Source organism: Flavobacterium sp. 22659 (assembly GCF_052044235.1).
GTDB lineage: Bacteria > Bacteroidota > Bacteroidia > Flavobacteriales > Flavobacteriaceae > Flavobacterium > Flavobacterium johnsoniae.
In genome coordinates this window covers 150349-174356 of sequence record NZ_JBQEMU010000003.1, presented here as the reverse complement: position 1 = coordinate 174356, position 24008 = coordinate 150349, and the positions used below count along the sequence as shown (strand labels likewise).

General features: G+C 32.9%; 24 protein-coding genes and 1 tRNA gene. 14 read left to right on the top strand and 11 right to left on the bottom strand.

From position 1 onward, the window contains the following. The first annotated feature begins 50 nt into the window (after nucleotides 1-50). Nucleotides 51-1571 carry an alpha-isopropylmalate synthase regulatory domain-containing protein gene (locus ACTJIW_RS04540; RefSeq protein ID WP_440714656.1) on the top strand — a complete coding sequence of 507 codons (1521 nt, stop codon included), beginning with the start codon at nucleotides 51-53 and terminating at the stop codon, nucleotides 1569-1571. A gap of 98 nt (nucleotides 1572-1669) precedes the next feature. Next, nucleotides 1670-2725: a 3-isopropylmalate dehydrogenase gene (leuB, locus tag ACTJIW_RS04535; RefSeq protein WP_121362566.1), complete on the top strand. Its 1056-nt coding sequence runs from the start codon at nucleotides 1670-1672 to the stop codon at nucleotides 2723-2725. Between the two features lie 154 nt (nucleotides 2726-2879). Here the strand turns inward: leuB and ACTJIW_RS04530 are convergent, their stop codons facing one another. Then, nucleotides 2880-3224 carry an RNA recognition motif domain-containing protein gene (locus ACTJIW_RS04530; RefSeq protein WP_012023384.1) on the bottom strand — a complete coding sequence of 115 codons (345 nt, stop codon included), beginning with the start codon at nucleotides 3222-3224 and terminating at the stop codon, nucleotides 2880-2882. 126 nt (nucleotides 3225-3350) lie between these two features. Beyond that, nucleotides 3351-3842, bottom strand: coding sequence for a DUF6252 family protein (locus ACTJIW_RS04525; RefSeq protein ID WP_440714657.1), 492 nt, complete (start codon nucleotides 3840-3842; stop codon nucleotides 3351-3353). Nucleotides 3843-4028: 186 nt separating this feature from the next. Here ACTJIW_RS04525 and ACTJIW_RS04520 point away from each other — a divergent pair, with 186 nt between their 5' ends. The 3 genes from ACTJIW_RS04520 to ACTJIW_RS04510 all read left to right on the top strand — a co-directional run bounded on the left by ACTJIW_RS04520 (nucleotide 4029) and on the right by ACTJIW_RS04510 (nucleotide 5920). Beyond that, entirely contained in the window at nucleotides 4029-4595 is a 567-nt protein-coding gene (locus ACTJIW_RS04520) for a 30S ribosomal protein S16 (protein ID WP_149205706.1), read from the top strand. 15 nt (nucleotides 4596-4610) lie between these two features. Continuing rightward, entirely contained in the window at nucleotides 4611-5135 is a 525-nt protein-coding gene (gene rimM / locus ACTJIW_RS04515; protein ID WP_012023381.1) for a ribosome maturation factor RimM, read from the top strand. A 77-nt stretch (nucleotides 5136-5212) separates the two neighbouring features. After that, nucleotides 5213-5920, top strand: coding sequence for a tRNA1(Val) (adenine(37)-N6)-methyltransferase (locus ACTJIW_RS04510; protein WP_121362568.1), 708 nt, complete (start codon nucleotides 5213-5215; stop codon nucleotides 5918-5920). 28 nt (nucleotides 5921-5948) lie between these two features. Here the strand turns inward: ACTJIW_RS04510 and ACTJIW_RS04505 are convergent, their stop codons facing one another. The 6 genes from ACTJIW_RS04505 to ACTJIW_RS04480 all read right to left on the bottom strand — a co-directional run bounded on the left by ACTJIW_RS04505 (nucleotide 5949) and on the right by ACTJIW_RS04480 (nucleotide 13217). Beyond that, complete coding sequence (locus ACTJIW_RS04505) at nucleotides 5949-6875, bottom strand: DUF6625 family protein (protein WP_073408130.1); 927 nt, start codon at nucleotides 6873-6875, stop codon at nucleotides 5949-5951. A gap of 24 nt (nucleotides 6876-6899) precedes the next feature. Continuing rightward, nucleotides 6900-8195 (bottom strand): HlyD family secretion protein, encoded by a 1296-nt coding sequence (locus ACTJIW_RS04500; RefSeq protein WP_012023378.1) that lies wholly within the window; start codon nucleotides 8193-8195, stop codon nucleotides 6900-6902. Nucleotides 8196-8197: 2 nt separating this feature from the next. After that, complete coding sequence (locus ACTJIW_RS04495; RefSeq protein ID WP_012023377.1) at nucleotides 8198-10390, bottom strand: peptidase domain-containing ABC transporter; 2193 nt, start codon at nucleotides 10388-10390, stop codon at nucleotides 8198-8200. Nucleotides 10391-10609: 219 nt separating this feature from the next. After that, nucleotides 10610-10801, bottom strand: coding sequence for a hypothetical protein (locus ACTJIW_RS04490; protein WP_012023376.1), 192 nt, complete (start codon nucleotides 10799-10801; stop codon nucleotides 10610-10612). 612 nt (nucleotides 10802-11413) lie between these two features. Continuing rightward, nucleotides 11414-11590, bottom strand: coding sequence for a hypothetical protein (locus ACTJIW_RS04485; RefSeq protein WP_159436628.1), 177 nt, complete (start codon nucleotides 11588-11590; stop codon nucleotides 11414-11416). Between the two features lie 64 nt (nucleotides 11591-11654). Next, nucleotides 11655-13217 carry a vitamin K epoxide reductase family protein gene (locus tag ACTJIW_RS04480; RefSeq protein WP_440714658.1) on the bottom strand — a complete coding sequence of 521 codons (1563 nt, stop codon included), beginning with the start codon at nucleotides 13215-13217 and terminating at the stop codon, nucleotides 11655-11657. Between the two features lie 260 nt (nucleotides 13218-13477). Here ACTJIW_RS04480 and ACTJIW_RS04475 point away from each other — a divergent pair, with 260 nt between their 5' ends. Beyond that, on the top strand, nucleotides 13478-13615 hold the full coding sequence (locus tag ACTJIW_RS04475) for a hypothetical protein (RefSeq protein WP_012023374.1): 138 nt from the start codon (nucleotides 13478-13480) through the stop codon (nucleotides 13613-13615). A gap of 55 nt (nucleotides 13616-13670) precedes the next feature. Further along, a complete protein-coding gene (locus ACTJIW_RS04470) occupies nucleotides 13671-13823 on the top strand; it encodes an rSAM-modified peptide (RefSeq protein WP_440714659.1) in 153 nt (50 codons plus the stop codon). A 6-nt stretch (nucleotides 13824-13829) separates the two neighbouring features. Here the strand turns inward: ACTJIW_RS04470 and ACTJIW_RS04465 are convergent, their stop codons facing one another. After that, the gene (locus ACTJIW_RS04465; RefSeq protein WP_440714660.1) at nucleotides 13830-15587 is read right to left on the bottom strand and encodes a helix-turn-helix domain-containing protein; all 1758 of its coding nucleotides are present in this window, start codon (nucleotides 15585-15587) and stop codon (nucleotides 13830-13832) included. A gap of 171 nt (nucleotides 15588-15758) precedes the next feature. Between ACTJIW_RS04465 and ACTJIW_RS04460 the strand changes: the two genes are divergently transcribed. The 6 genes from ACTJIW_RS04460 (at nucleotide 15759) to ACTJIW_RS04435 (ending at nucleotide 21141) form a co-directional block, all read left to right on the top strand. Further along, complete coding sequence (locus tag ACTJIW_RS04460) at nucleotides 15759-16940, top strand: acyl-CoA dehydrogenase family protein (RefSeq protein ID WP_073408136.1); 1182 nt, start codon at nucleotides 15759-15761, stop codon at nucleotides 16938-16940. 85 nt (nucleotides 16941-17025) lie between these two features. Next, nucleotides 17026-17808: a DUF3050 domain-containing protein gene (locus tag ACTJIW_RS04455; RefSeq protein WP_012023370.1), complete on the top strand. Its 783-nt coding sequence runs from the start codon at nucleotides 17026-17028 to the stop codon at nucleotides 17806-17808. A 62-nt stretch (nucleotides 17809-17870) separates the two neighbouring features. Beyond that, nucleotides 17871-18635: an SGNH/GDSL hydrolase family protein gene (locus ACTJIW_RS04450; protein ID WP_440714661.1), complete on the top strand. Its 765-nt coding sequence runs from the start codon at nucleotides 17871-17873 to the stop codon at nucleotides 18633-18635. A 65-nt stretch (nucleotides 18636-18700) separates the two neighbouring features. Further along, entirely contained in the window at nucleotides 18701-19525 is an 825-nt protein-coding gene (locus ACTJIW_RS04445) for an AraC family transcriptional regulator (protein WP_440714662.1), read from the top strand. 69 nt (nucleotides 19526-19594) lie between these two features. Further along, a complete protein-coding gene (locus tag ACTJIW_RS04440; protein ID WP_440714663.1) occupies nucleotides 19595-20560 on the top strand; it encodes a nitrilase family protein in 966 nt (321 codons plus the stop codon). Between the two features lie 74 nt (nucleotides 20561-20634). Continuing rightward, entirely contained in the window at nucleotides 20635-21141 is a 507-nt protein-coding gene (locus ACTJIW_RS04435) for a GNAT family N-acetyltransferase (RefSeq protein ID WP_440714664.1), read from the top strand. A gap of 353 nt (nucleotides 21142-21494) precedes the next feature. Here ACTJIW_RS04435 and ACTJIW_RS04430 read toward each other — a convergent pair. Both ACTJIW_RS04430 and ACTJIW_RS04425 read right to left on the bottom strand, forming a co-directional pair. Beyond that, nucleotides 21495-21581, bottom strand: a tRNA-Ser gene (locus tag ACTJIW_RS04430). A gap of 51 nt (nucleotides 21582-21632) precedes the next feature. After that, complete coding sequence (locus tag ACTJIW_RS04425; RefSeq protein ID WP_073408143.1) at nucleotides 21633-22514, bottom strand: LysR substrate-binding domain-containing protein; 882 nt, start codon at nucleotides 22512-22514, stop codon at nucleotides 21633-21635. A 91-nt stretch (nucleotides 22515-22605) separates the two neighbouring features. On the opposite strand from ACTJIW_RS04425, the gene ACTJIW_RS04420 reads away from it, so the two are divergent. After that, complete coding sequence (locus ACTJIW_RS04420; RefSeq protein ID WP_440714665.1) at nucleotides 22606-23847, top strand: MFS transporter; 1242 nt, start codon at nucleotides 22606-22608, stop codon at nucleotides 23845-23847. Nucleotides 23848-24008: the final 161 nt, after the last annotated feature.

Genomic DNA, 24008 nt, shown 5'->3' with positions numbered 1-24008 from the left:
GAATACGTTTATCTGTTGCATTCAAACAGTTAGAAATTAGAAATATCAATATGGAAAAAAGAAAAATTGAAATAATGGATACGACACTCCGTGATGGCGAACAAACCTCAGGAGTATCTTTTTCTGCTGCAGAAAAATTAACCATTGCGCAATTGTTGTTGGAGGAATTAAATATTGATAGAATCGAAATTGCTTCTGCCCGCGTGAGCGAAGGAGAATTTCAGGCCGTAAAAGGCATTACTTCATGGGCCGAAGAAAAAGGATACATTGACAGAATTGAAGTTTTGACGTTTGTTGACGGAGGCGTTTCAATTGACTGGATGAAAAAAGCCGGTGCCAAAGTACAGAATTTATTGACCAAAGGTTCAATGAATCACTTAACACATCAATTAAAGAAAACTCCGGAACAGCATTTTTCTGAAATCGCTCAAATCATTGCTTTAGCTAAAGAAAACAATATAGAAACCAATGTTTATCTGGAAGACTGGAGCAACGGAATGCGAAATTCTCCAGATTATGTTTTTCAATTTCTAGATTTCTTAGCAACACAGCCAATCAAAAGAGTTTTACTCCCTGATACTTTAGGTGTTTTAATTCCATCTTTAACTTTTGAGTTTATTTCGAAAATCAGAGCAAAATACCCAAACATTCATTTTGATTTCCATGCTCACAACGACTACGATTTAAGCGTTGCCAATGTTATGGAAGCGATAAAAGCGGGAATCAACGGACTTCACGTTACGGTAAACGGAATGGGAGAACGTGCCGGAAACGCTCCGCTTGAAAGCACTGTTGCTGTAATCAACGATTATTTACCACAAGTAAAAATCAATGTAAAAGAAACTTCTTTGTATTCTGTAAGCAAATTGGTTGAGACTTTTACAGGCTACAGAATTCCTGCCAACAAACCTATTGTAGGTGACAATGTTTTTACACAGACTGCTGGAATTCATGCTGACGGAGACAACAAAAACAACTTGTATTTTAACGATCTTCTTCCGGAACGTTTTGGAAGAAAAAGAAAATACGCTTTAGGAAAAACTTCTGGAAAAGCCAATATTGAAAAAAATCTTCAGGAATTAGGTTTAAAACTTAACAACGAAGATTTGAAATTGGTTACCCAAAGAATTATCGAACTAGGCGACAAAAAAGAAACCGTAACTAAGGAAGATCTTCCATACATTATTTCGGATGTTTTGGACAGCCATACTTACGAAGAAAGAATCACAATAAACTCTTATATGCTGGTTCATTCAAAAGGAATGCGCCCATCTACGACTTTATCTTTGAATTTAAACGGAGAAATAATCGAAGAAAATGCACAGGGAGACGGTCAGTTTGATGCTTTTATGAATGCTTTATCAAAGATTTACAAAAGCAAGAAACTTACGCTTCCAAAATTAATTGATTACGCAGTTAGAATCCCACCAGGAAGTAGTTCTGATGCATTGTGTGAAACCATTATTACATGGACAAACAACGAAAAAGAATTCAAAACCCGCGGATTAGATTCAGATCAAACCGTTGCAGCGATTATTGCAACACAAAAAATGCTTAACATTATAACTTAATATAGGTACAAAGGTTCAAAGTGACAAAGGTCTACACCTGCTTTTAAACTTTGAACCTTTGCAACTTTGTCACTTTGAACCTTAATAAAACATATAGAATGAAATTAAACATAGCCCTTTTAGCCGGCGACGGAATCGGACCAGAAGTAATAAATGAAGCTGTAAAAGTATCTGATGCTGTTGCAAAAAAATTCGGACATGAAATTACTTGGAAACCAGCTTTAACCGGTGCGGCTGCAATTGATGCAGTAGGTGAACCTTATCCAGACGCAACACACGAAATTTGTAAAAATGCTGATGCCGTTCTTTTTGGAGCAATCGGACACCCAAAATACGATAACGATCCTTCTGCACCAGTACGTCCAGAGCAAGGTTTATTAAAAATGCGTAAAGCATTAGGTTTGTTCGCAAACGTAAGACCAACTTTTACATTCCCATCTTTATTAGATAAATCGCCGCTAAAAAGAGAAAGAATTGAAGGAACTGATTTAGTTTTCTTAAGAGAATTAACTGGAGGTATTTACTTTGGTGAAAAAGGAAGAAAAGATAACGGAGATACAGCTTACGACAACTGTGTTTACACTAGAGCCGAAGTACAGCGTTTAGCTAAAAAAGGTTTTGAATTAGCAATGACTCGTTCTAAAAAATTATGCTGCGTTGATAAAGCAAACGTTTTGGAAACTTCTCGTTTGTGGAGAGAAACGGTTCAGGCAATGGAAAAAGATTATCCAGAGGTTGAAGTCAGCTACGAATTTGTTGATGCGGTTGCTATGCGTTTGGTTCAATGGCCAAATTCTTATGACGTATTAATTACTGAAAACTTATTTGGAGATATCTTAACAGACGAAGCTTCTGTAATTTCTGGTTCAATGGGATTAATGCCTTCTGCTTCTATGGGAGCTGAAGTATCTTTGTTCGAACCTATTCACGGTTCTTATCCACAAGCTACAGGATTAAACATAGCAAACCCAATGGCTACTATTTTATCTGCTGCTATGATGTTCGAAAACTTCGGATTGATGGAAGAAGGGAAAGCAATGAGAGATGCTGTAAACAAAGCTTTAGAAGCTGGAGTAGTTACTGAAGATTTAGCTAACGGAGGTAAAGCACACGGTACTAAAGAAGTTGGTGACTGGTTAGCTGCGAATGTATAACAGTTTATTTTGTTTGCTTCGCTGGTTCGGCTAAAGCCTTGGGTCAGGTTTCAAGTTTCAGGTTGCTGGAACGTGAAACTTGAAACAAATAAAACCTGAAACAAAAAAAGGGATCAACTTTCGTTGATCCCTTTTATATTTTAGAAAAAAAACATTAATATTCTCTTCTGTTTCCGCGATCTCCGCCACGGTTGTTTCCGTAACCACCACGATCGTTTCCTCCGCGGTTGTTATTAAAACTTCTTCTTTCGCCTTCTGGTTTTGGCTCAGATTTATTTACAACGATTGTACGACCTGAAACAACAGCACCGTTCAATTCGTCGATAGCTTTCTGAGCTTCGCTATCATTTGGCATTTCAACAAAACCAAAGCCTTTACTTCTTCCAGTAAATTTATCAGTAATAATTTTAACAGAGTCAACTGTTCCATAAGCCTCAAAAGACTCTCTTAAATCTGCTTCCTCAATACTGAATGGAAGGCTTCCAACGAAAATATTCATAGATACTTTTTTATAATAACGACAAATGTAGTCTTATTTTTCTGTAATCTACTATATATTAGTTTATTTAAGTTTTTATTTAGATTTAAAAGCACTGATCAGTAAAATAAAGGGGCTGATAAAAAATTATAAATGAAGAACATAATCGTTCTCTTGAATTGGAACTTTATAAAAAACCCCTTCTGTAAAATTAATATTAGGATTTTCTATATCTGTTTCATCATTATTTAGTGCAGTAAATTTAAATGTCCCTGATATTGTATTATTGACTGCATTGTAGTCTGTAATTGTTATCTGTCCGTTACCAATATTAGTTCCGGTAGAAAATGAAGCCGCTTCAGAAGGAAGTGTATTTTCGTAAACAGCTTTAGAAACATCATTAACACCCAGAGCAAAAGTTTTTTTTTCTTTAGAAGCTGCCTGCAAAGCAACTTTTTCGTATCCTAAAGAACCTTCAATTATAATGGTTCCATTTATACCTGAATAAGCTTTATAAGTTTGAGCTCTCCAAAAAACATTATTTTTTAAAGTTTGAAAAGCTGGATTATTAAATTTTACATCTTCTGTACAAGACCCCAAAACAAATAGAAGCGATAAAAAATAAAAGATTTTTTTCATAAAAGAAATTTGACACAAAAATATTGCATAAAAACATAGGGTGCTAAAAAATAAAAGTCAAAAAAATGCTAAAAAATGATTCTCAAATATATTTAATGACTTTAAAACGAATTTTTGACAAAAAAATTATATCTTTGCGCCCTTAATTAACGGAGGTCGAGTACCTCAAAATTTAATCACTAGATTATGTCAGTAAAAATTAGATTACAAAGACACGGTAAAAAAGGAAAACCTTTTTACTGGGTAGTAGCTGCAGATGCACGCTCAAAAAGAGATGGTAAATACTTAGAAAAAATAGGTACTTACAATCCAAACACAAACCCAGCAACTGTTGAGTTAAACCTTGACAGCGCAGTTAAATGGTTACACAATGGTGCTCAGCCAACTGATACTGCAAGAGCTATCCTTTCTTACAAAGGTGCTTTATTGAAACACCACCTTGATGGAGGAGTTCGTAAAGGAGCTTTAACTCAAGAACAAGCTGATGCTAAATTAACTGCATGGTTAGAAGCTAAAGCTGGAAAAGTTGATGCTAAAAAAGATGGTTTATCAAAAGCACAAGCTGATGCTAAAGCTAAAGCTTTAAAAGCTGAAAAAGAAGTTAACGATAAGCGTATCGCTGCTGCTGCAAAAGCTGAAGCTGATGCTATCGCTGCTGCATCTGCAACTGAAGAAGCTGCGACTGAAGAAGTTGCTGAAGCTGCTGAAGAAGCACCTGTTGCTGAAGAGAATAACGAAACAACTGAAGCATAATTTTACTTAGCGATAATGCGTAAAGAAGAATGTTTTTATTTAGGTAAAATCGCTAAAAAATTTAGTTTCAAGGGTGAAGTTCTGATCTATTTAGATACAGACGAACCTGAGTTATACGAAAACCTGGAATCAGTGTTTGTTGAGCACAACAAACACTTGGTTCCTTTTTTTATTGAAACAAGTTCTTTACACAAAGGTGATTTCTTAAGAGTTCGCTTTGAAGATGTAAATACTGAAGAAGATGCCGACGCTATTGTTGGTAATTCTATCTATCTTCCTCTAACTATGCTGCCGAAACTTACCGGCAACAAATTTTATTTCCACGAAGTTATTGGTTTTGAAATCGAAGACAAACGTTTAGGTGTTTTCGGAAAAATAACTTCTATTAATGATTCTTCTGCTCAGCCTCTTTTTGAAGTTTTAAACGGCGAAGTAGAAATTCTAGTACCAATGATCGATCATTTTCTTGTAAAAATCGATCGTGAAAACAAAAAAGTAATCATGGACCTTCCTGTAGGTCTTGTTGAGATGTACCTTTAATTTAGTGTTCAGTCTCAGTTTTAAGTGTTCAGTTTCTTATCTGAATTCAAAATCTTAATAATAAATTAGAATTTACTATGTTTCAGTTTAAGCAATTTTCTGTTAAACAAGACAAAACCGCTATGAAAGTTGGCACAGATGGTGTTTTGCTTGGTTCTTGGGCTCCTGTTTCTCATAATCCTTTCAGCATTTTAGATATTGGTGCAGGAACTGGAATTATTGCTTTAATGCTGGCGCAAAGAACTCACGCAGAACAAATTGATGCTCTGGAAATTGACGAAGATGCTTATGAACAAGCTGTAGAAAATTTTGAAGCTTCTCCGTGGGGTGATAGATTATTTTGTTTTCATGCTGGTTTGGATGAATTTATAGAAGAACCTGAAGACGAATATGATTTGATTGTTTCGAATCCGCCTTTTTATGCCGAAGATTATAAAACGAATGACGAACAACGGGATTTAGCAAGATTTCAGGATGCAATGCCTTTTGAAGAGATTGTTGAAGCTGCTGATTTACTGCTTTCTGAAAACGGAATTTTAGCTGTCATTATTCCTTTTAGAGAAGAAGCAAAATTTACTGCTTTGGCTAAAGATTTTGAATTGTATCCAATAAAAATTACACACGTCAAAGGCACTCCAAAATCAGAAATTAAACGCAGTTTATTAGCTTTCAGCCGAAACGAAGTTTCTGAAATTGAAATTGACGAATTAGTTATCGAAATCGACAGGCATGTTTATACACCAGAATATATTGACCTGACTAAAGAATTTTATCTGAAAATGTAAATTCTTAATCCGATTTTGTCTGAGATATTTATTCAGCAGTTTGAGGCTCTTTTTTTTGAATGAAATCTTTTAACTTTTCCCAGTTATCAAGAATTTTTGAATACAGCAGTCTAAAAAAACTGTTTTTATTTATCCCTTTTATGTTAAAGTAAAAAACATCAGGAATTGGATAAACTGCTTTTTTATTTTCGCATTTTACTTTATACTCAATCATATCATAAAACATGCATTCGAATTGGTTCTTAAATAGTATTAAACCATTCTGCCATTTTATTTCATCTGAAACGCCTTGTGCTATTATATGATCAAAAAAGACTTTAAAATTACCTTCAAGTTCTCCTTTTACAGCTAAATACGTCATACTTTGAATACTATCCGGATAATCCAAAATAGAATTACCTAAAGCTAAGTCATTAAACAAAAAGCTGCATTCATCAAAAGAAAAATATTCTTCGTTTGTAAAAACATGTTTATAATCTCTGCTTTGCATAAAAAGCGTATTCAATTTCTCTATATTTCGATATAAACAAAATGTCCCTGTTATAAAATCTACCCGGCTATTTAAAATATCAAAATCTGCCAATAGTTCATTGGTCATAAATCCTCTAATATCTCCATAAACCATATCAATATCTCCGTGGCCCCAAAAATCATAAGAACCAAGAATCTCAGGAAATAAAAATCTGTAAGCAGGTTTAAAATCACATAATTTATACGGCTTATTTATAACAACTTCAAATCCCAGCTTTTGTGAGGCATTGATTTTAAAATCTTCTAGTGTTTTATATACGACTTTAATATTATCCGGTTTTTCAGGTATTACATTCGTATTGTCTGTAACGATAATAAAATCAATCGAAGGATTGTATTTACAGGATTTTACGAAATAAGGAAAGTACCATGGATAATCTCCATACCAACAGGTCATTATTGCAATTGAAGGTAAATCTTTCATATATAAAATATTTATTTTGAAATTCTAAACCTGCTCAAAAATACTTTTAAACTGATATAAAATTCTTTCTATTAATCGAAGATCTTCTGTTACAATTTCTGCACTTCCTTTCATTTCCTGCTGAAAAGTAATTTGTCTATTGTATGATGTTTTTAAACCGTTTGGAAGAGCTACATCTATAAGAAGATTTCCATCTTTATCCGGAACCAGAGAAATATTTTGAATTTTTCCTTTTAAAACACCAAATTCCTTATCAGGAAAATTAGCCAGACGTATATTAACCCTCTGCCCTATTTTTATTTTTCCTGAGTTTAATGCAGGCGCTTTTACTTTTCCTATAAAACCATTTTTAGCATCGGGAATAATCGAAAAAACATTATCTCCGGAATTTATAGTTTGGTTTTCTGTCCAGATCTGCAAAAAGGTGACTTTTCCGCTGATTGAAGATTTTAAAGCATAAGCCAGTTCCCAGTCTTTTATAACTTTTTTAAGCTGAAAAAAGGACTGTGCCATATTCCTTCCTAAGTTAACTTCCTCTTTAGTGCTGTTTATATGCGAATTCTGACTTGATTTTGTATTATCAATAAGTGAGGACTTTAATTGGGAAATAGACGACAAAAGCCCTCTATAACTCTTTTGCGCCTGAAGAAAACCTAATTTCTTTGCTTCCATTTCCTGAGCCGAAATAATTCCTTTGTTGAACAAAACTTCAAAACGGGCAATCTCGTTTTTCTGAAGCTGTAATTCGCTTTCATTAATTACTTTTTGCTGTTCTAAAATTTCCAGCCTTTCTTTGATTTGAATTTTCTCTGAAACCTGAGCTCTGTTTTCTATAGCAAAAGGCTGCAGATCATGATTCAATTGCTGCGCCTGGTAATCTTTCTGAAAAACAGCATAAGCACTTTCTATTTCGCCTAACTGCGTGTTTTTTAACTTCGAAAACGGAAATTGGGCTTGCGGATCGTTAATATTGTAACTGTCGGTTATACTTTTCAGCAAAAAAACATCTTTATAATTTGCTGTATTTTCTATAACTGCAAGTGTTTTATTTTTAGACACTATTGCTTTATTTTTCACCAAAATTGCTTCAATTCTTCCAGATGATTTTGATACGATTTTCTCTGGCGGAATATTGGTTGTAATTATAATTTCAGTATTTACAACATCGGGATATTTAATAAACCATGAAACAAAAAAGAGTATGACAATAATCGCAAAAATCATAACTGTTCCCCAGCGTATCATCCAATGAGGCACTTTGGTGAGAATGTCCTGAACTTCTTCACTTCTTAATTCAAACGTATCGTTATTTTCTGCCATAATTAATTTCCTAACTGTAACTGATTTTTAACCAATTCAAAGTAATTTCCTTTTTGCTCTACTAAAGCGGTATGATTTCCTATTTCGATAATTTTCCCTTTGTCTAAAACCACAATCTGATCTGCATTTATCACTGTGCTTAGTCGGTGTGCAATTACGATTACGGTTTTATTTTTAAAGAAAATATCAAGTTTCTGCATAATTTCTTTTTCATTGTTTGCATCAAGAGCCGAAGTTGCTTCATCAAAAAATAAAATTTCAGGATTTTTATATACTGCTCTGGCAATTAACAAACGTTGTTTTTGTCCGGTGCTCATTCCTAATCCTTCTGCTCCAATTTTGGTATTATATCCTAATGGAAGTTCGCTGATATATTGTTTGATATTCGCTACATCCGATGCATAAACCAATCGTTCTTTGTCAACTTTATCTACTCCAAAAGCAATATTATTAGCAATCGTGTCGCTAAAAATAAATCCTTCCTGCATTACAGATCCAATAGAAGAACGCCAGGCCTTTTGTGAAATATTTTTAAGCTGAGAATTTCCAATAATAATCTCTCCTTTTTCGGGTTCATAAAACTTAAGAAGCAGTTTCATGAGTGTTGTTTTTCCGCTGCCGCTTACACCTACGATTGCCGTGACTTTATTGGCCGGAATTTGTAAACTCAAATTATCTAAAACAGGAATATCTGAACCTAAATACCTATAAGAGACATTTTTTAATTCAATATCTGAATCATACGGAACATCATGTGACTGATGTTCTTCTTGTTGTGTTTCATCTTCCTTTTCATGAATTTCAGACAATCTGGCCAATGAAATTTTAGCGTCCTGAAGTTCTCTCACAAACTGAATAAGCTGGGTAATTGGGCCATTTAAGCTCCCTACAATTGAATTAATGGCAAGCATCATCCCTAATGTTATTGAACCATCGATTACTAGTTTTGCAGACAAAAACGTAATAAAAATATTCTTCAACTCATTAATTACTGATGAGCCAATGGTTTGTGACTGTTCTAAAACCAATCCTTTTATCGAAACTCTAAAAAGTCTTGCCTGAACATATTCCCAGCCCCAGCGTTTTTGTTTTTCGGCATTATGAAGCTTTATTTCCTGCATTCCGTTAATAAGCTCCATAACTTTTCCCTGCTCATTAGAAACTTCTGCAAAACGTTTATAATCTAAAGTTTCTCTGCGTTTCAAGAACAATGTAATCCATCCAAAGTAAAGGAGGCTTCCGGCAAAAAACACTAAAAATATTTTGAGATTGAAATAAGCCAGCACAGCTCCCATCACAAACATATTAATAACCGAGAACAAAACATTTAAAGAGGACGTGGTTAGTATTTTTTCGATTCTGTGATGATCATTTATTCGCTGCATGATATCACCTGTCATTCTTACATCAAAGAAAGAAATAGGCAGATTCATTAATTTGATAAAGAAATCTGAAATTAATGAAATGTTGATACGTGTTGAAAGATGGAGCAGAATCCAGCTTCTTATAAGCTCTAAACCGGTTCTTCCTGCGAAAAGGAACAACTGGGCAAAAAGAATCAGATAAATAAAATGAATATTTTGATTTTGGATTCCAACATCAACAATACTTTGGGTTAAAAACGGAAATATCAGCTGTAATAAACTGCTCGCCAATAACCCGATACTTAACTGAAAAAGATATGATTTATAACGAAGTACATATTGCGATAATATGCCAAAACCAAATCCTTTGTTATCTTCTTTATCAAAATCGGTCTGATAAAATTTTGGTGTAGCTTCAATTAATAAAGCAACTCCTTCCTGAGTAAAATCGTCTGCATTGTTTCCTATCCAGAATTTTAAAAAATCTTGCTTATTATATTCAATTAAACCAAAAGCAGGGTCAGAAATATAATAAATACCTTTTTTGATTTTATAAAGTACAACGTAATGGTTTTTATTCCAATGCAGAATACAAGGCAGAGGAGCTTCTTCTAATCTTTCTAAATTTAATTTTACACCCAGAGTCCTAAAACCAACTTTCTCTGCAGCATCACTTAAAAAAAGCAAATTGCTTCCTTCACGAGTTGTTTCGCTGTTGTCTCGCAACTCCTGAATACTGATTGTTTTGCCGTAATGTTTGGCAATAATTTTTAAACATGTCGGGCCGCAATCTTTAAAATCTGCCTGCTTGTAATTTGTGAATTTTTTCAATTCTGTTATTTGGGTTTGTTTATAGCAATATTATACAAAAATTCTTAAAAAAATAAAAAATAGGCTTAAATTATATCAATTCAACTTTGTTATAATTAAATGTTTTAGTTTTTGTCAAACCTTTTGTTTTATACACTTTTTAGTATTTCAGGTTTATAAAAAGAAAAAAGCCTTGTTAAGTAAATAACAAAGCTTTCAACTATTATTTAATAATTTTTTTTAAGATTCTAATGGGCAGTTTTCTTCAATAACTGTGGCACAAGTTTCTCCTTCACCAGGATGTATTACACCAGCAAAAATTCCAGTTCCCGGACAATAACATGCTTCGATACCAGGTCCTCCGCCAATTATATTTTTTCTCTCATTAACGCTTAAAACTTCAACTCCTGCAAGGTTTTTTAATTTTTTCATAATTTGATTTTGTTTGATGTTAATATTTAAGAACGTGCATTAAATTAGTAGAAATTCATTTATAGTATTTTTACTACCCTTTTGTTTTGAGAAAAAAAAAGAGAGAAATTTAATCCTCTCTTATATTCAATATATTTTAGTAATACCAATTTCTCTAGGAGATGGCACTTGATCAGCCCTAACCAAATAAAACCGATCCAAGTGACCAATTATCCTGAGAATCCCGACACCAATCATCAATGTTGGGATAAATTGCTCAATGTTCCACGATCGAGCGCCTACAAATTAAAAAAAACATGACTAAATTTTAAAAAGGCTTTATTGTATATTACTTTAAATAATTTTCAAATTAAACTAGCAGCAAAGACGATTCGTATCGCAGATGCCTGCTTCTGTATTAACCGGACAAACTCCTCCGGCTGGTATTAACACACATCCTGCTTCTATTGCATAAATCCAACATTCAGGAATTCCTCCTTTTATGTTTTTTTGCTCGCTCTTGCTAATATGCTGTGCGTGTTCTAGATTTAAAATCTCTTTTATCATAATTATTATAATTCTTCTTGATCTCTTTAAATTAACTCGATCAAAATCTGTATATTAACGCAAGTTTTAATTTGCATTAGCATAGGTTAACTCTGGATAATATTCTGTACAATCTTCATATAGCATAGAGTTCCACGAATCACATTTTGATGTTATTTCTTTGACATTACTGCTAAGAATTGTTTTTTGTTCACTTGCACTTATTTCTTGTGATCCTTCTAGATTTAAAATATTTTTTAACATAACCATTGTTTTTAATTTTGGGGTATTCCTTTTTCTGAAATACTTACTTTAAATTATGTAAGTATTAGGCCGTCTTTTCTAGAACTGTTGTTTCTTTTTCTTCAACAAAATCATTCAAGAAATATTTCAATTCACTTAACTCATATTCATTTGGAAATAATTTTTCATTTACAATTTTTACTGGTGTGTAATTAAAATCATTTTTAGAGCACCATTCGTATTGTTTATTTATTTCCTGATTAATCATAATGCTGACAGAATCAATTGACCATTTTTTAAGCCATTTTTTCAAACTCATTTTTTTAATATGCCAATCTGAAATTGCTTCAACAGTTTTTCCCGGAGTTGATCTGTTTATTATTAACAGACGTTCTACAACTGCTTTATAAGGATTGTCTGCATTTTCTGGATTAATATTAAATAAAACGCTTAAAAATATTTTGTCAGGAAATTTTAAAACCAAATCAAAAGCTTCCTGAAATGTTTTATGACAATGTTCACAGCTTGGACTTATAATTATTGACAGTTTAACTACTGCGTTTCTGTTTCCAAAATTTAATCCTCTTAAATCTTCAAACCCATTCGTAACTGGCACTTTTTTAGATAAAAAGTTAAGTAATGAGTAATTTCTTTTAAATTTTTTAAGTTCTTTTAATGAGTATTCATTTTCTAATACATTTTTTGCCACAGATTTTATTACATACCATATTGGTACAAGAAGCACTAATGAAAATAAAAATGGAAACATCGTATTGAAACTAAAACTTAGTGTAAATAAGTCTGATGAAAACCATATTAAACTTTGGGTAAAAATCAAAAACGAAACCATTAAACACATAACACACCATTTTTGAAGTTCAAATTTTTGAATCCATATTGAAGACACAATAATAGGTATCGCCAATAAACTCAAAAACCCAACAAAAACAGAAGAACTTAATGGCTGAACTAGAACTGAAATAAAACTTGCTCCAAAAAACAACAGCGGCAAATCAGAGAAACTAACCCATTTGTTTTCATAATTCTCATTAAAATTAATTACTGAGTTACATGAAGAATTAGTGCTTAGACTGCAAAATTTTGAAATTATGCTGTTTTTAAAACCAAGTTTTTCCTGAGCAATTAAAATGCTCACAACTAACCCTAAAGAAGATGTTAGTAAAAATGTAAAACTAAAAAGGTCAAAAGAGTTATAGAAAAAAGATAAACCTCCTAAAAGTAAAAACGGGACAAGGTATTTTAACCAGCTCAATTCTACCTTTAAATTTTCTCTCGCTACAACATTGTTTGGTTCAATAGCAACAATAACACCATTCCAGTCTAAAAGAAACTTTTCGTATGATATTTTTTGCGAACCTTTTTTAATTGTATTAATTCGAACAAAATCTTTTGCTCTTTCTACCAATATCAATTCATCTTTAAAATAAGCAAGAAAGTTTGACGGTAAATCTACAATTTGTTCTTTTGGAACTCTTATTGCAGCATTCTCAATTGACAACAAATCCAACGAATCTGTTATCGCAAATAGACTTGGAAAATTTGGATGAGAAAGAAATAAATCTTTGAACTCATTTTTCACTTCCGAGTATCTATTTATTTGAAGAAATTTTTGAATAAGTTTTAACATTTTTGGGACTGTTTTAAATCGTATTTCCAGTACAAATATTGTTGTTTTTATTCAAAATATGATGCTCAACACAGACATTTTATTAATTATACTACATACAATTTATAAATTATAGCAGTCTGTATTAGTTATTTAATTTATTGATTTTCAGTTTTTTATATTTAAAAAAAAATCTCAAAAACCTCAAAAACCCAATTCTCGATCAAAGACTTCTCATTTTATTTAGTTTTGACATATCAGTAACCTTAACACATAAAAAGATGGGAAATATGAAATTAAAATTTGAGGATTTTGAATCAGAAAAATTATCAAAAAACGAGAAAAAAATGATTCGAGGAGGTGAGGAACCAGGACCTGATAAAGACCCTATTAGAACTGGAGGAGGTACAGTTGGATAAGAAAATAAATCAATTAAAATTTTAAACTCATACAAACAATTTAAAATATTAAATCATGACAAGTAAAAAATTAAATATAGAAAATTTTAAAGCTGAAAAAATAGATAGAAACCAACAGAAAGCAATTCGTGGAGGCGATGACCCGACAACTCCTCCAATTGACGGTAACAAAGATCCTATTAAAGGAGGCGGAGGAACACTTGGATAAAAAAACTTAAATATTATTCGCAAATTGAGCTGGAGAAACTCCAGTTCTTTTGCGAAATGATTTAGCAAACGACACAGCATTTTTAAAACCTACGCTTTCTGCTATAGCCTGTGTTGAATATTTTCGATACATATGATTCGTAATCATTTCATTGATTACATAATTAATCTTAAGCTCATTAGAGTATTCACCAAAAGATTTACCAAATCGTTTATTTACAACGTATGACAAATAAGTTGTATTGGTTTTGATTTTTTTGGCCACATAAGGCAGGGTGAAATCGGCATTTAAGTACTCTAATTTACTTTCCAGAGCTAATAACTTTTCGACAATTTTATTCTCTTTTGCTTCATCAATACTTAAAGCAACATTCTCTTTCTTAAGACTAATCTCTTCTAAATCCGGAACTTGCTCTATTTCTTCAATTTCAGAAGCTTCGGCAATACTTTTTTTCTCAAGATTTGCTTTAAACTCTTCAATCAAGGCATTCATTTTTTTATGTGCCTTATTTTTGTCTATTATATTTTTAATAAGCAAAAATACAATCCCTACTACCAGCAGTACATAAAATACCTTTAATGCCTTATTTAACAAAACATCATTTTCGTATTTCTTTTGAATGGTAACCATTTCGTCACTCAAATCGTCGGTACCAAGTTTATAATTTACTTCTAAAGCTTCATTATTTAATTTTGCTTCAGATTTTTCATAATTATCTAAGTATATCTTTGAGTGCTTAAAGGCTTCCTGAGGTTCTTTATATATATTGTATATTTTGGCCTGATAGTAATTTGATTTTAAAAAGCTTTCGTCTCTTAAATTATCTATTTCTGAAATCGAATCTACTTTCTTAAAAAATACAAGCGCTTTATCATATTTTTTGGTTTCATAATATAAATTCCCCAAATTGTAATTGGCAATCTTATATTCTCTTTTCAGATTATTTTGTTTGGCATAAAAAACAATATTATAATACGTCTTTTCAGCATTCTCATAATCATTTTTCATATAGTAAACATTCCCCAGACTAATTTTTGCCTTAATATTATTTATGGGTAAGTTTTGAGAATACGAAACCGTCTTTTTATAAAAATATGCTGCAGAATCCAGCAGATACATTGGAGACTGGTTTTTCATATACCAGCCTTCATAAGATGCCGCCAAAGTTAAATTATTACTGCTTTTAACTGTATTAAACTGCTGTTTGGTAAAATAGCTTTCATTATTATCTATAAAAGTATTTAACTGTTTTAAATTTTTAATAGCTAACTGATAATTTCCTATGGCCTCGTTTATAAAAGCAATATTGCTTTTAAATTTTACAATTTGAATAATGTCTCCAATGTTAGTAGAGATCTTCATTCCTGTTTGATAATTTTCAAGGGCTTTACTATAGTTTCCTCTTGCCCCTTCTATTAATCCTCCATAATTATACAAATAAGCTTTGAGCTGATCTTTATCTTTTGAGTCCGGCATTTTCTCTAAGTATTTAAATGCCTGATCGTATTTTTCTTTAGATTTTGCGGTATTATCTTTTAACTGAAGTAAATAAGCTTGTGCGACATTTGCAAAAGCTAAGTGTTTATAATTACCGGATTTTGCCATTTCATTAGCATATACTGCAGCACTATCTCTGTTTGCATTCAAATTTAATCGAATCTTATCCTGCAAGAGTAAATATTCTTGTTCTGTTAATTCTTTAGTTTGTTGAGAAAAAGAGACATTCACAACAAAAAAAAGTAAAAAAGAAATGATTAGCCTCATTCAATATATGTTTTTTTGGAATCTCAAAATTAGTTTATATATTATCAATAAACTAAAATTAATTCACCTTATTTGTGATTATTTTCTAACTGAGATGTAAAAATATAACAATAATGCTTTGTTTTGTTATATTTTTATTGCGTAAATTTGTTTTGCAAAAAACTATCAAAAATGAAACCAGACTTATTTCAAGCTCCAGATTATTATAACCTTGACGATTTATTAACAGATGAACATAAATTAGTCCGCGAATCTGCGCGTGCGTGGGTTAAAAGAGAAGTTTCTCCTATCATAGAAGAATATGCTCAAAAAGCAGAATTTCCAAAACAAATTATAAAAGGTCTTGGCGAAATAGGCGGTTTTGGACCTTATATTCCGGTAGAATATGGCGGTGCAGGTTTAGACCAGATTTCTTATGGATTGATTATGCAGGAAATCGAAAGAGGCGACTCAGGTGTAAGATCTACTTCATCTGTACAATCGTCTTTAGTAATGTATCCTATTTGGAAATACGGAAACGAAGAACAACGAATGAAATATTTACCAAAATTAGCCACTGGTGAATATATAGGATGTTTTGGTTTAACAGAACCCGATCACGGCTCTGATCCTGGAAGCATGATTACCAATTTTAAAGATATGGGAGATCATTACCTTTTAAATGGTGCTAAAATGTGGATTTCAAACGCTCCATTTGCAGATATTGCTGTTGTTTGGGCAAAAAATGAAGAAGGACGAATTCACGGTTTAATCGTAGAACGCGGTATGGAAGGTTTTACAACTCCAGAAACTCACAATAAATGGTCGCTTCGTGCTTCTGCAACCGGAGAATTAATTTTTGATAATGTAAAAGTTCCAAAAGAAAACCTTTTACCAAATAAATCAGGATTAGGCGCTCCGCTTGGCTGTTTAGATTCAGCAAGATACGGAATTGCGTGGGGAGCAATTGGCGCTGCAATGGATTGTTATGACACGGCTTTGCGCTATGCTAAAGAAAGAATTCAGTTTGGAAAACCAATTGGAGGAACTCAGCTGCAACAGAAAAAATTGGCCGAAATGATTACAGAAATCACAAAAGCGCAATTATTAACCTGGCGTTTAGGCGTTTTAAGAAACGAAGGAAAAGCAACAACGGCTCAAATTTCGATGGCAAAACGTAATAATGTTAACATGGCAATTGAAATTGCCCGCGAAGCCAGACAAATGTTAGGCGGAATGGGAATTACCGGAGAATACTCTATTATGCGCCACATGATGAACCTTGAAAGTGTAATAACTTATGAAGGAACTCATGACATTCATTTGTTGATTACCGGAATGGATGTAACTGGAATTCCAGCATTTAAATCATAAACATCTATTAAATTATATATAAAAACAATTTAAAAAGCTTCTTCTAACCGAGAAGCTTTTTATCTTTGCACCAAAATTTACATAAATGAATATTGAAACTATAAACAATAGCATTCAACCTCAAAAAGAACAGCTTTTAAAACACTCTTTATACAACAAAATCCAAACTATTGATGATTTACACAGTTTTGTACAAAATCACGTTTTTGCCGTTTGGGATTTTATGTCTCTTTTAAAAGCACTACAAGCCAAACTTACCTGCACAACAACTCCTTGGTTTGCTACTAAAAACCCGGAAACAAGATATTTAATCAATGAAATTGTTCTTGCCGAAGAAACAGATTTGAGCATCGATGGAAGAAGACAAAGTCATTATGAAATGTATCTTGAAGCAATGGAAGACTGTGGTGCAGACACAACAGAAATCAACAAGTTTTTAGACTCTGTAAATTCTCTTCACAATATTTTTGTTGCCATCAAGCAAAGTTCACTTCATCCTGAAATTAAAGCTTTCTTAGACTTTACTTTTAGAGTGATTGAAGAAGGAAAACCACATCAAATCGCGGCAGCCTTTACCTTTGGAAGAGAAGATTTGATTCCGAGTATGTTTTCTGAAATCCTTAAAAACTTTCAAAAAAATCTTCCGGATACTGATTTAAGCAAATTGGTTTACTATTTCGACAGACACATTGAATTAGACGCCGACGAACACGGACCAATGGCTATGCAGATGATTACAGATTTATGTGAAAATGATGCACAAAAATGGAAAGAAGTAGAAGAAGTTTCGATCTTGGCTTTAGAAAAAAGAATCGGACTTTGGAATGCCATTGAAGAAGAAATTATAATGAAAACAGAAATGGTTTAAAAAACCAAAACAATACATTTAACGTAACTATTTGTTTAAACAAGCCAAAATTTAAACAAATTATGAAGCCTCAATTTAAACAAATAGTTACTGTTATTCTTTCCATATTCTTATTAAGCTGCAATACTGACGAATCAAAGCCAGAAATTGCCGTAACGCCACCAGTTGTTCTGTCGCCGGTAACACCAAATCCAGATAATTCTATTTCAAAATCTGTCAATTATCTCGCTTTAGGCGACAGTTACACTATTGGACAAAGTGTTTGCGAAACCTGCCGATTTCCGGAACAGCTCAAAACCAGTTTAAAAGCACTCTATCCCCAAACCAGTTTTTCTTTAAAAATAATTGCCACTACAGGCTGGACAACCTCTAACTTAATTTCGGCCATAAAAGAGCAGAATCCGGATTCAAATTATGATCTGGTAACACTTTTAATAGGCGTAAACAATCAATACAGAGGGCGGGATTTTTCAGTATATGAAAAAGAATTCCCTGAATTAGTCACCAAAGCAATTACTTTAGCCAAAGGCGATAAAAAAAATGTTGTCGTAGTTTCTATTCCTGATTATGCCTACACTTCTTTTGGAATGATGTATGGAACTGAAAATCAAAAGAAAATTTCAGAAGAAATAGACAAGTACAATGCTTTTGCTCAAAACTACTGTATAAACAAAGAAATAGCATTTGTTTCGATTACTGATATTTCACGTCAGGGACTTACAAATAAAAATCTGGTTGCTTCAGATGGTCTTCATCCTTCAGAAACTGCTTATAAAATGTTTGTAGAACGTATGCTGCCAAAGGTAAAAACCGCACTGCAGGATTAAATGGTTTTAAGAAAAAATATAGCTAATTTTGCTAAAGCAGATTATCTTGAAAATCAGTTAAATTCATGCAAGTTTCACCTTCAAAAGAGTTATCTCCTTATATTAAACATTATCTGTTTTTAGATAATACCGAAACGGCTGTACAAAAATTTCGTCTGTTTTCTGATGGCAATACGGGACTTGTATTTTCGGTAAAAAGCAAACTCATTTCCGGAATTAATAAATATGAAATAAAAGAATATCTGCCTGCTTCATTTTTATACGGACAGCTTAATGGTTTTAAAGATCTTTATTCTGAAAATGAAATAACCTTAATTATTGTCGTTTTTCAACCCAACGGAATTCACCAATTATTAGGAATCCCTGCCCATGAATTTCACGATTCTATTATTCCTGTTGAAGATGTATTTGATAAAAAAATTATAGCACTACAGGAAAGCCTGTTTGACCAAAATAATCAAATACGGACAGAACTGCTTAATTCTTTTTTTAATTCGTTAATCGGCTCAAAAACAGCTTCAAATCAATTTTTAATAGATCATTCTCTAAGCTTTATTATCAAAAATAAAGGGCAATTCTCTATAAAACAATTAGTTGAATATACAGGTTACACAGAAAGGCATCTGGAAAGAAAATTTAAAGAATGCATTGGATTGAATCCGAAGAAATTTGGAAACGTTGTGAGACTGCATCATTTCCTGAAATTATTAAAAGACAAACCAGACGACACTAATCTAACAACAATTTGCTACGATGCAGGATTTTCAGACCAATCGCATTTAATAAAAGATTTTAAAAAACATACTGGAATAACTCCGACTGAATATGTACACAGTACTGGAAAATTAACCAACAATCTTATCAAAAGGTTTTCTGTTTCGCGATTTTAAAATGTCGGTTTTATACAATTTCTAAAATATTGATACCGCTATTTTTGACTAAAATTAATAGCATACAATATGAAAAATCTTAAAATAGCCACAGCTCAGTTTGAAAACAAAAGCGGCGATAAAAACTACAACTTATCCGTTATCGAAAAACTTTCTCAAAAAGCATCAATTGAAGGCTGTGATGTAATTTCATTTCATGAATGTTCTATAACCGGATATACGTTTGCAAGAAGTTTATCAAAAGAACAAATGCTGGATCTTGCAGAATTAATTCCAAGTGGAGAAAGCATTTTAAAACTGACTGAAATTGCTAAAAAAAATGATATTGTAATTTTAGCAGGACTTTTTGAAAAAGACGAAAACGACAATTTATTCAAAGCTTATATTTGTGTGGATAAAAATGGTTTAGTCGCCAAATACCGAAAACTGCATCCGTTTATAAATTCGTATTTAACAGCTGGAGATCGTTATTGTATTTTTGAAATTGAAGGCTGGAAATGCGGTATTTTAATTTGTTACGACAATAATATTATCGAAAACGTACGTGCCACAAAACTTTTGGGTGCCGATATTATTTTTATGCCACACGTAACGATGTGTACGCCTTCTACCCGACCTGGCGCCGGCTTTGTAGCCCCGCAGCTTTGGCAAAACCGTGAAACAGATCCAACTTCGTTACGATTAGAATTTGACGGAATGAAAGGCCGTGACTGGTTAATGAAATGGCTTCCGGCAAGGGCTTATGACAATGCCATTTATGCGATATTTTCGAACCCAATTGGTATGGACGACGACCAGTTAAAAAACGGCTGTTCTATGATTATTGATCCTTTTGGAGATATTCTGGCAGAATGCCGCACTTTTGATGATTCTTTTGCGACAGCTGTACTTACGCCAGAAAAATGCAATCTGGCTGGAGGAAATCGCTATATAAAAGCTAGAAGACCAGAATTATATAGAGATATTATTGGTCAAAATCACCAATCAGAGCAAAATGTTGTCTGGCTGAACTCTGATAAAAAAAGCATAAATTAACCGTTTCGCCTATTTAAAGCTGTTGAAAGATTTATCTTTGAAGATTCATTAATTTACAGAACAAAACCCCAATAATGGAATTTTTTAAAACTACAACTCAGGATATCGATGCTGTTTTCGATATTTATAACGAAGCTACATCTTACCAGAAAACAGTAAATAATAAAAGCTGGAGAGGTTTTGAAAGAGCATTAATAGAAAAAGAAATTGCTGAGAATCGTCATTTTATAATCAAAGAAGGAAACGAAGCTGCCTGTACTTTTGTACTTACTTTTAATGATTTAATTATCTGGAAAGAAGCCAGCAAAGATCCTGCAGTTTATTTACATCGTATTGCTACTAATCCAAAATTCAGAGGACAATCTTATGTCAAAAAAATTGTAGAATGGGTTAAAGAATATGCCAAAGAAAATGGAAAAGAATACATTCGGCTTGATACGCACAGCGGTAACGAAAGAATAAATAAATATTACACCAGCTGTGGTTTTGAGTACAAAGGAATAAGCACAATTGAGTGGACAAACGAATTACCGGAACATTATAAAGAAGGTTCTTTTAGTTTGTTTGAGATTAAGATTTAAAAACCAAAAACAGACTGTCTCAAAGGATAGCTTTTTTGTAAGCTTCAGAGAAGCGAAATATTTATAGCAAAGAATAAATGTTTACAACATAAAGCTCCGGAGGAGTGAAATGATTTTCTACAGCCTAGATATATGTCACTCCTCCGGAGTTTTTTTATTTGTCTTATTGTGGTTCTATAAATATTTTACCCCGCTGGGGTTTTACCTTCAACATTTATACTTTTTCCTTTTTCCATTTTTTTAATAAAAACATTTCACACTAAACAATTACAACTAATGGATTTAATGATAAAAGAAAGTTAATAAAAAACCCCGAAATCTGTATTTCGGGGTTTTTATTAAGTTAAATTTTGCAGAGAGGAAGGGATTCGAACCCTCGATATAGTTACCCATATACTAGCTTTCCAGGCTAGCTCCTTCAACCACTCGGACACCTCTCTATTTTGGTCTGCAAAGAACACAAAAAAAATCGAGTTTCACAACGTAAATTTTTAAGATTCGTTTATGCTCTTGCTAAATGCTTCCATAAACAATTTTACGGCTTTCTTTTGGTAGCTTCCAATCGTGAGCATAAAAGATTCTCGTTTGGTTACTACTCCTGTAATTTGAATGGCTTTAAGGCTATGTTCCCAGCCTTTTAGTGCTTTTTCTGCCACAATGGTTGCCCAGTCGCTGTTTTCTACCATTTGCAATAAAGCATTAATCGAATTTAACTCTATAGAAATCTTTGGTTTCATATGATGTTTTACAAACAATATTTCTACATATTCTCTGGAATTCGACCCTTTTCCGGGAAGAATCAGCGGTACTTCTTCTATTTTTTTAAATGGCATTTTTTCTAAGGAAGCCAAAGGGTGCGTTTTAGCAACCGCCATTACCATATTTGATGTAAACAAAGGTACTTTTTGAATTGGAGGTCCAATTTCATGTGATGAAATTACTAATACTAAATCTAGTTCGTTATTAATCAGTTTTTGCTCTAAGGCTTCAGTTGTACCGTAATCTACTATAATTTTTAAATTCTGATATCTTTTAGCAAATGCATTAACAACAGGGAGAACTAATAAACCAAAGATATAAGTAACTCCTATTCTAAGTTCACCGCCAATCATTTCGTTTAAATCTTCAATGGCCTGCTTTCCATTTTCTACATTTTCTACCACTTTTTTGGCATGAATTAAAAAAACCGAACCTGCTTCTGTAAGCTGCACTTTCTTTCCAATTCGCTTAAACAAAGGCATACCGAGTTCTTCTTCTAGTTTTTTTATTTGCTGCGAAAGTCCGGATTGCGTTACAAAACACAATTCAGCGGCTTTTGTAAAATGCAATACCTCAGCTGTTTTAATAAAATATTCGAGTTGATAGATTTCCATATTGATAAGTTTTACTACTTATTATCAGTAAAATTATTAATTTTTCTAATGAAATCATAATCCCGAACTTTGTAAAAAAATATTTCAGGTTATGTTTAAAGCGTTAAAATCAAAAAACTTCAAGTTATTCTTTTACGGACAATCCGTTTCGGTTATTGGAACCTGGATGCAGAAAACAGCCGTAAGCTGGATGGTTTACAGCATAACAGGATCTGTATTTTTATTAGGATTGGCAACGTTTTTAAGCATGATTCCGTCCTTATTTTTAGCCCCGCTGGCCGGAAGTATTATTGGCCGTTACGACAGACACAAAACATTAGTTTTTCTTCAGTCTCTTGCCATGCTGCAAGCAGGAACCTTGGCCTTGCTGATTTATTTTAAAATATACAATATCAACTTTATTTTAGCATTAAGTTTAATTCAGGGAATTATCAATGCCTTTGATATGACCTGCCGTCAAACCATGATGATTGATATTGTTGACAATAAAGAGGATCTTCCAAATGCGGTTGCACTTAACTCAACAATGAACAACTTTGCCCGTATTGCAGGTCCTGCACTTGCGGGAATTATTCTGCATGAATATGGCGAAGACATTTGTTTCATTGGAAACTTTGTGAGCTATGTTCCCGTTTTGATTTCTTTAATGTTAATGAAAATCACACCGCATATTAAAGCCGAAAACAAACTAAATATGATTGACGATCTTATTGAAGGTCTTGATTATGTAAAGAAAGAAACTGAAATGGCAAGAATGCTTTTAATGCTTACATGCAGCAGTCTATTTGTGATTTCGTTTAATACTCTTATGCCGGTTTTTGCAAAAGACATCTTCCACGGAAATGCCGAAACATTCAGCTGGTTTGAAAGTGCTGCCGGAATTGGTTCTGTTTTATCTGCTATTTATCTTGCCAATCTAAAATCTGCTGAAAATATGAGCAAATTACTAATCGCGGCAAGTTTACTTTTGGGTTTAAGTGTTATTATTTTAGCTGTTTCAAACAGCATTACCGTCGCTTTGATCTGTATGACGTTAAGCGGAATTGGAATGATGGGACAAACCTCATCTATCAATATTTATATTCAGACACACAGTATTGTTAGCATGCGCTCCAGAAGCATCAGTTATTTTATGATGGCGTATCAGGGAATGATTCCTGTTGGAAGTCTAATTATTGGTTATGTTTCTCACTCGCTTGGCGTAAGAGCTACCGTTGCTATTCAGGGAATTATCTGTATTCTTTCCGTTATTGTTTATGTGTATTACAAAAAACATAAAGCTTCTGATGAATTGAAGACTTGTCGCGTTGAGTATAGAAATTCGAAATTTTAATTCAAAAGAAAACATTCCGTAGGAATGTCTGCTTGGTAGAATTAAATTTGAATTACGGTTATACGTTCCGTAGGAACGTTTGATTAACGTGGCAGATGCATTATTTTCGTTAAAAACACAAGTGTCCCTATGGGACACAATACAAAACGATATTATTATTT

Bases quoted from the DNA above. Each gene is read 5' to 3' on its own strand.
- ACTJIW_RS04460 (WP_073408136.1), top strand. From the start codon at position 15,759: ATGAAACCAGACTTATTTCAAGCTCCAGATTATTATAACCTTGACGAT.
- ACTJIW_RS04530 (WP_012023384.1), bottom strand. From the start codon at position 3,224: ATGAATATTTTCGTTGGAAGCCTTCCATTCAGTATTGAGGAAGCAGAT.
- ACTJIW_RS04425 (WP_073408143.1), bottom strand. From the start codon at position 22,514: ATGGAAATCTATCAACTCGAATATTTTATTAAAACAGCTGAGGTATTG.
- ACTJIW_RS04490 (WP_012023376.1), bottom strand. From the start codon at position 10,801: ATGAAAAAATTAAAAAACCTTGCAGGAGTTGAAGTTTTAAGCGTTAAT.
- ACTJIW_RS04500 (WP_012023378.1), bottom strand. From the start codon at position 8,195: ATGGCAGAAAATAACGATACGTTTGAATTAAGAAGTGAAGAAGTTCAG.
- ACTJIW_RS04440 (WP_440714663.1), top strand. From the start codon at position 19,595: ATGAAAAATCTTAAAATAGCCACAGCTCAGTTTGAAAACAAAAGCGGC.
- ACTJIW_RS04455 (WP_012023370.1), top strand. From the start codon at position 17,026: ATGAATATTGAAACTATAAACAATAGCATTCAACCTCAAAAAGAACAG.
- ACTJIW_RS04420 (WP_440714665.1), top strand. From the start codon at position 22,606: ATGTTTAAAGCGTTAAAATCAAAAAACTTCAAGTTATTCTTTTACGGA.
- ACTJIW_RS04520 (WP_149205706.1), top strand. From the start codon at position 4,029: ATGTCAGTAAAAATTAGATTACAAAGACACGGTAAAAAAGGAAAACCT.
- ACTJIW_RS04445 (WP_440714662.1), top strand. From the start codon at position 18,701: ATGCAAGTTTCACCTTCAAAAGAGTTATCTCCTTATATTAAACATTAT.
- ACTJIW_RS04470 (WP_440714659.1), top strand. From the start codon at position 13,671: ATGACAAGTAAAAAATTAAATATAGAAAATTTTAAAGCTGAAAAAATA.
- leuB (WP_121362566.1), top strand. From the start codon at position 1,670: ATGAAATTAAACATAGCCCTTTTAGCCGGCGACGGAATCGGACCAGAA.
- ACTJIW_RS04475 (WP_012023374.1), top strand. From the start codon at position 13,478: ATGGGAAATATGAAATTAAAATTTGAGGATTTTGAATCAGAAAAATTA.
- ACTJIW_RS04505 (WP_073408130.1), bottom strand. From the start codon at position 6,875: ATGAAAGATTTACCTTCAATTGCAATAATGACCTGTTGGTATGGAGAT.
- ACTJIW_RS04480 (WP_440714658.1), bottom strand. From the start codon at position 13,217: ATGTTAAAACTTATTCAAAAATTTCTTCAAATAAATAGATACTCGGAA.
- rimM (WP_012023381.1), top strand. From the start codon at position 4,611: ATGCGTAAAGAAGAATGTTTTTATTTAGGTAAAATCGCTAAAAAATTT.
- ACTJIW_RS04510 (WP_121362568.1), top strand. From the start codon at position 5,213: ATGTTTCAGTTTAAGCAATTTTCTGTTAAACAAGACAAAACCGCTATG.
- ACTJIW_RS04435 (WP_440714664.1), top strand. From the start codon at position 20,635: ATGGAATTTTTTAAAACTACAACTCAGGATATCGATGCTGTTTTCGAT.
- ACTJIW_RS04465 (WP_440714660.1), bottom strand. From the start codon at position 15,587: ATGAGGCTAATCATTTCTTTTTTACTTTTTTTTGTTGTGAATGTCTCT.
- ACTJIW_RS04450 (WP_440714661.1), top strand. From the start codon at position 17,871: ATGAAGCCTCAATTTAAACAAATAGTTACTGTTATTCTTTCCATATTC.
- ACTJIW_RS04485 (WP_159436628.1), bottom strand. From the start codon at position 11,590: ATGTTAAAAAATATTTTAAATCTAGAAGGATCACAAGAAATAAGTGCA.
- ACTJIW_RS04540 (WP_440714656.1), top strand. From the start codon at position 51: ATGGAAAAAAGAAAAATTGAAATAATGGATACGACACTCCGTGATGGC.
- ACTJIW_RS04525 (WP_440714657.1), bottom strand. From the start codon at position 3,842: ATGAAAAAAATCTTTTATTTTTTATCGCTTCTATTTGTTTTGGGGTCT.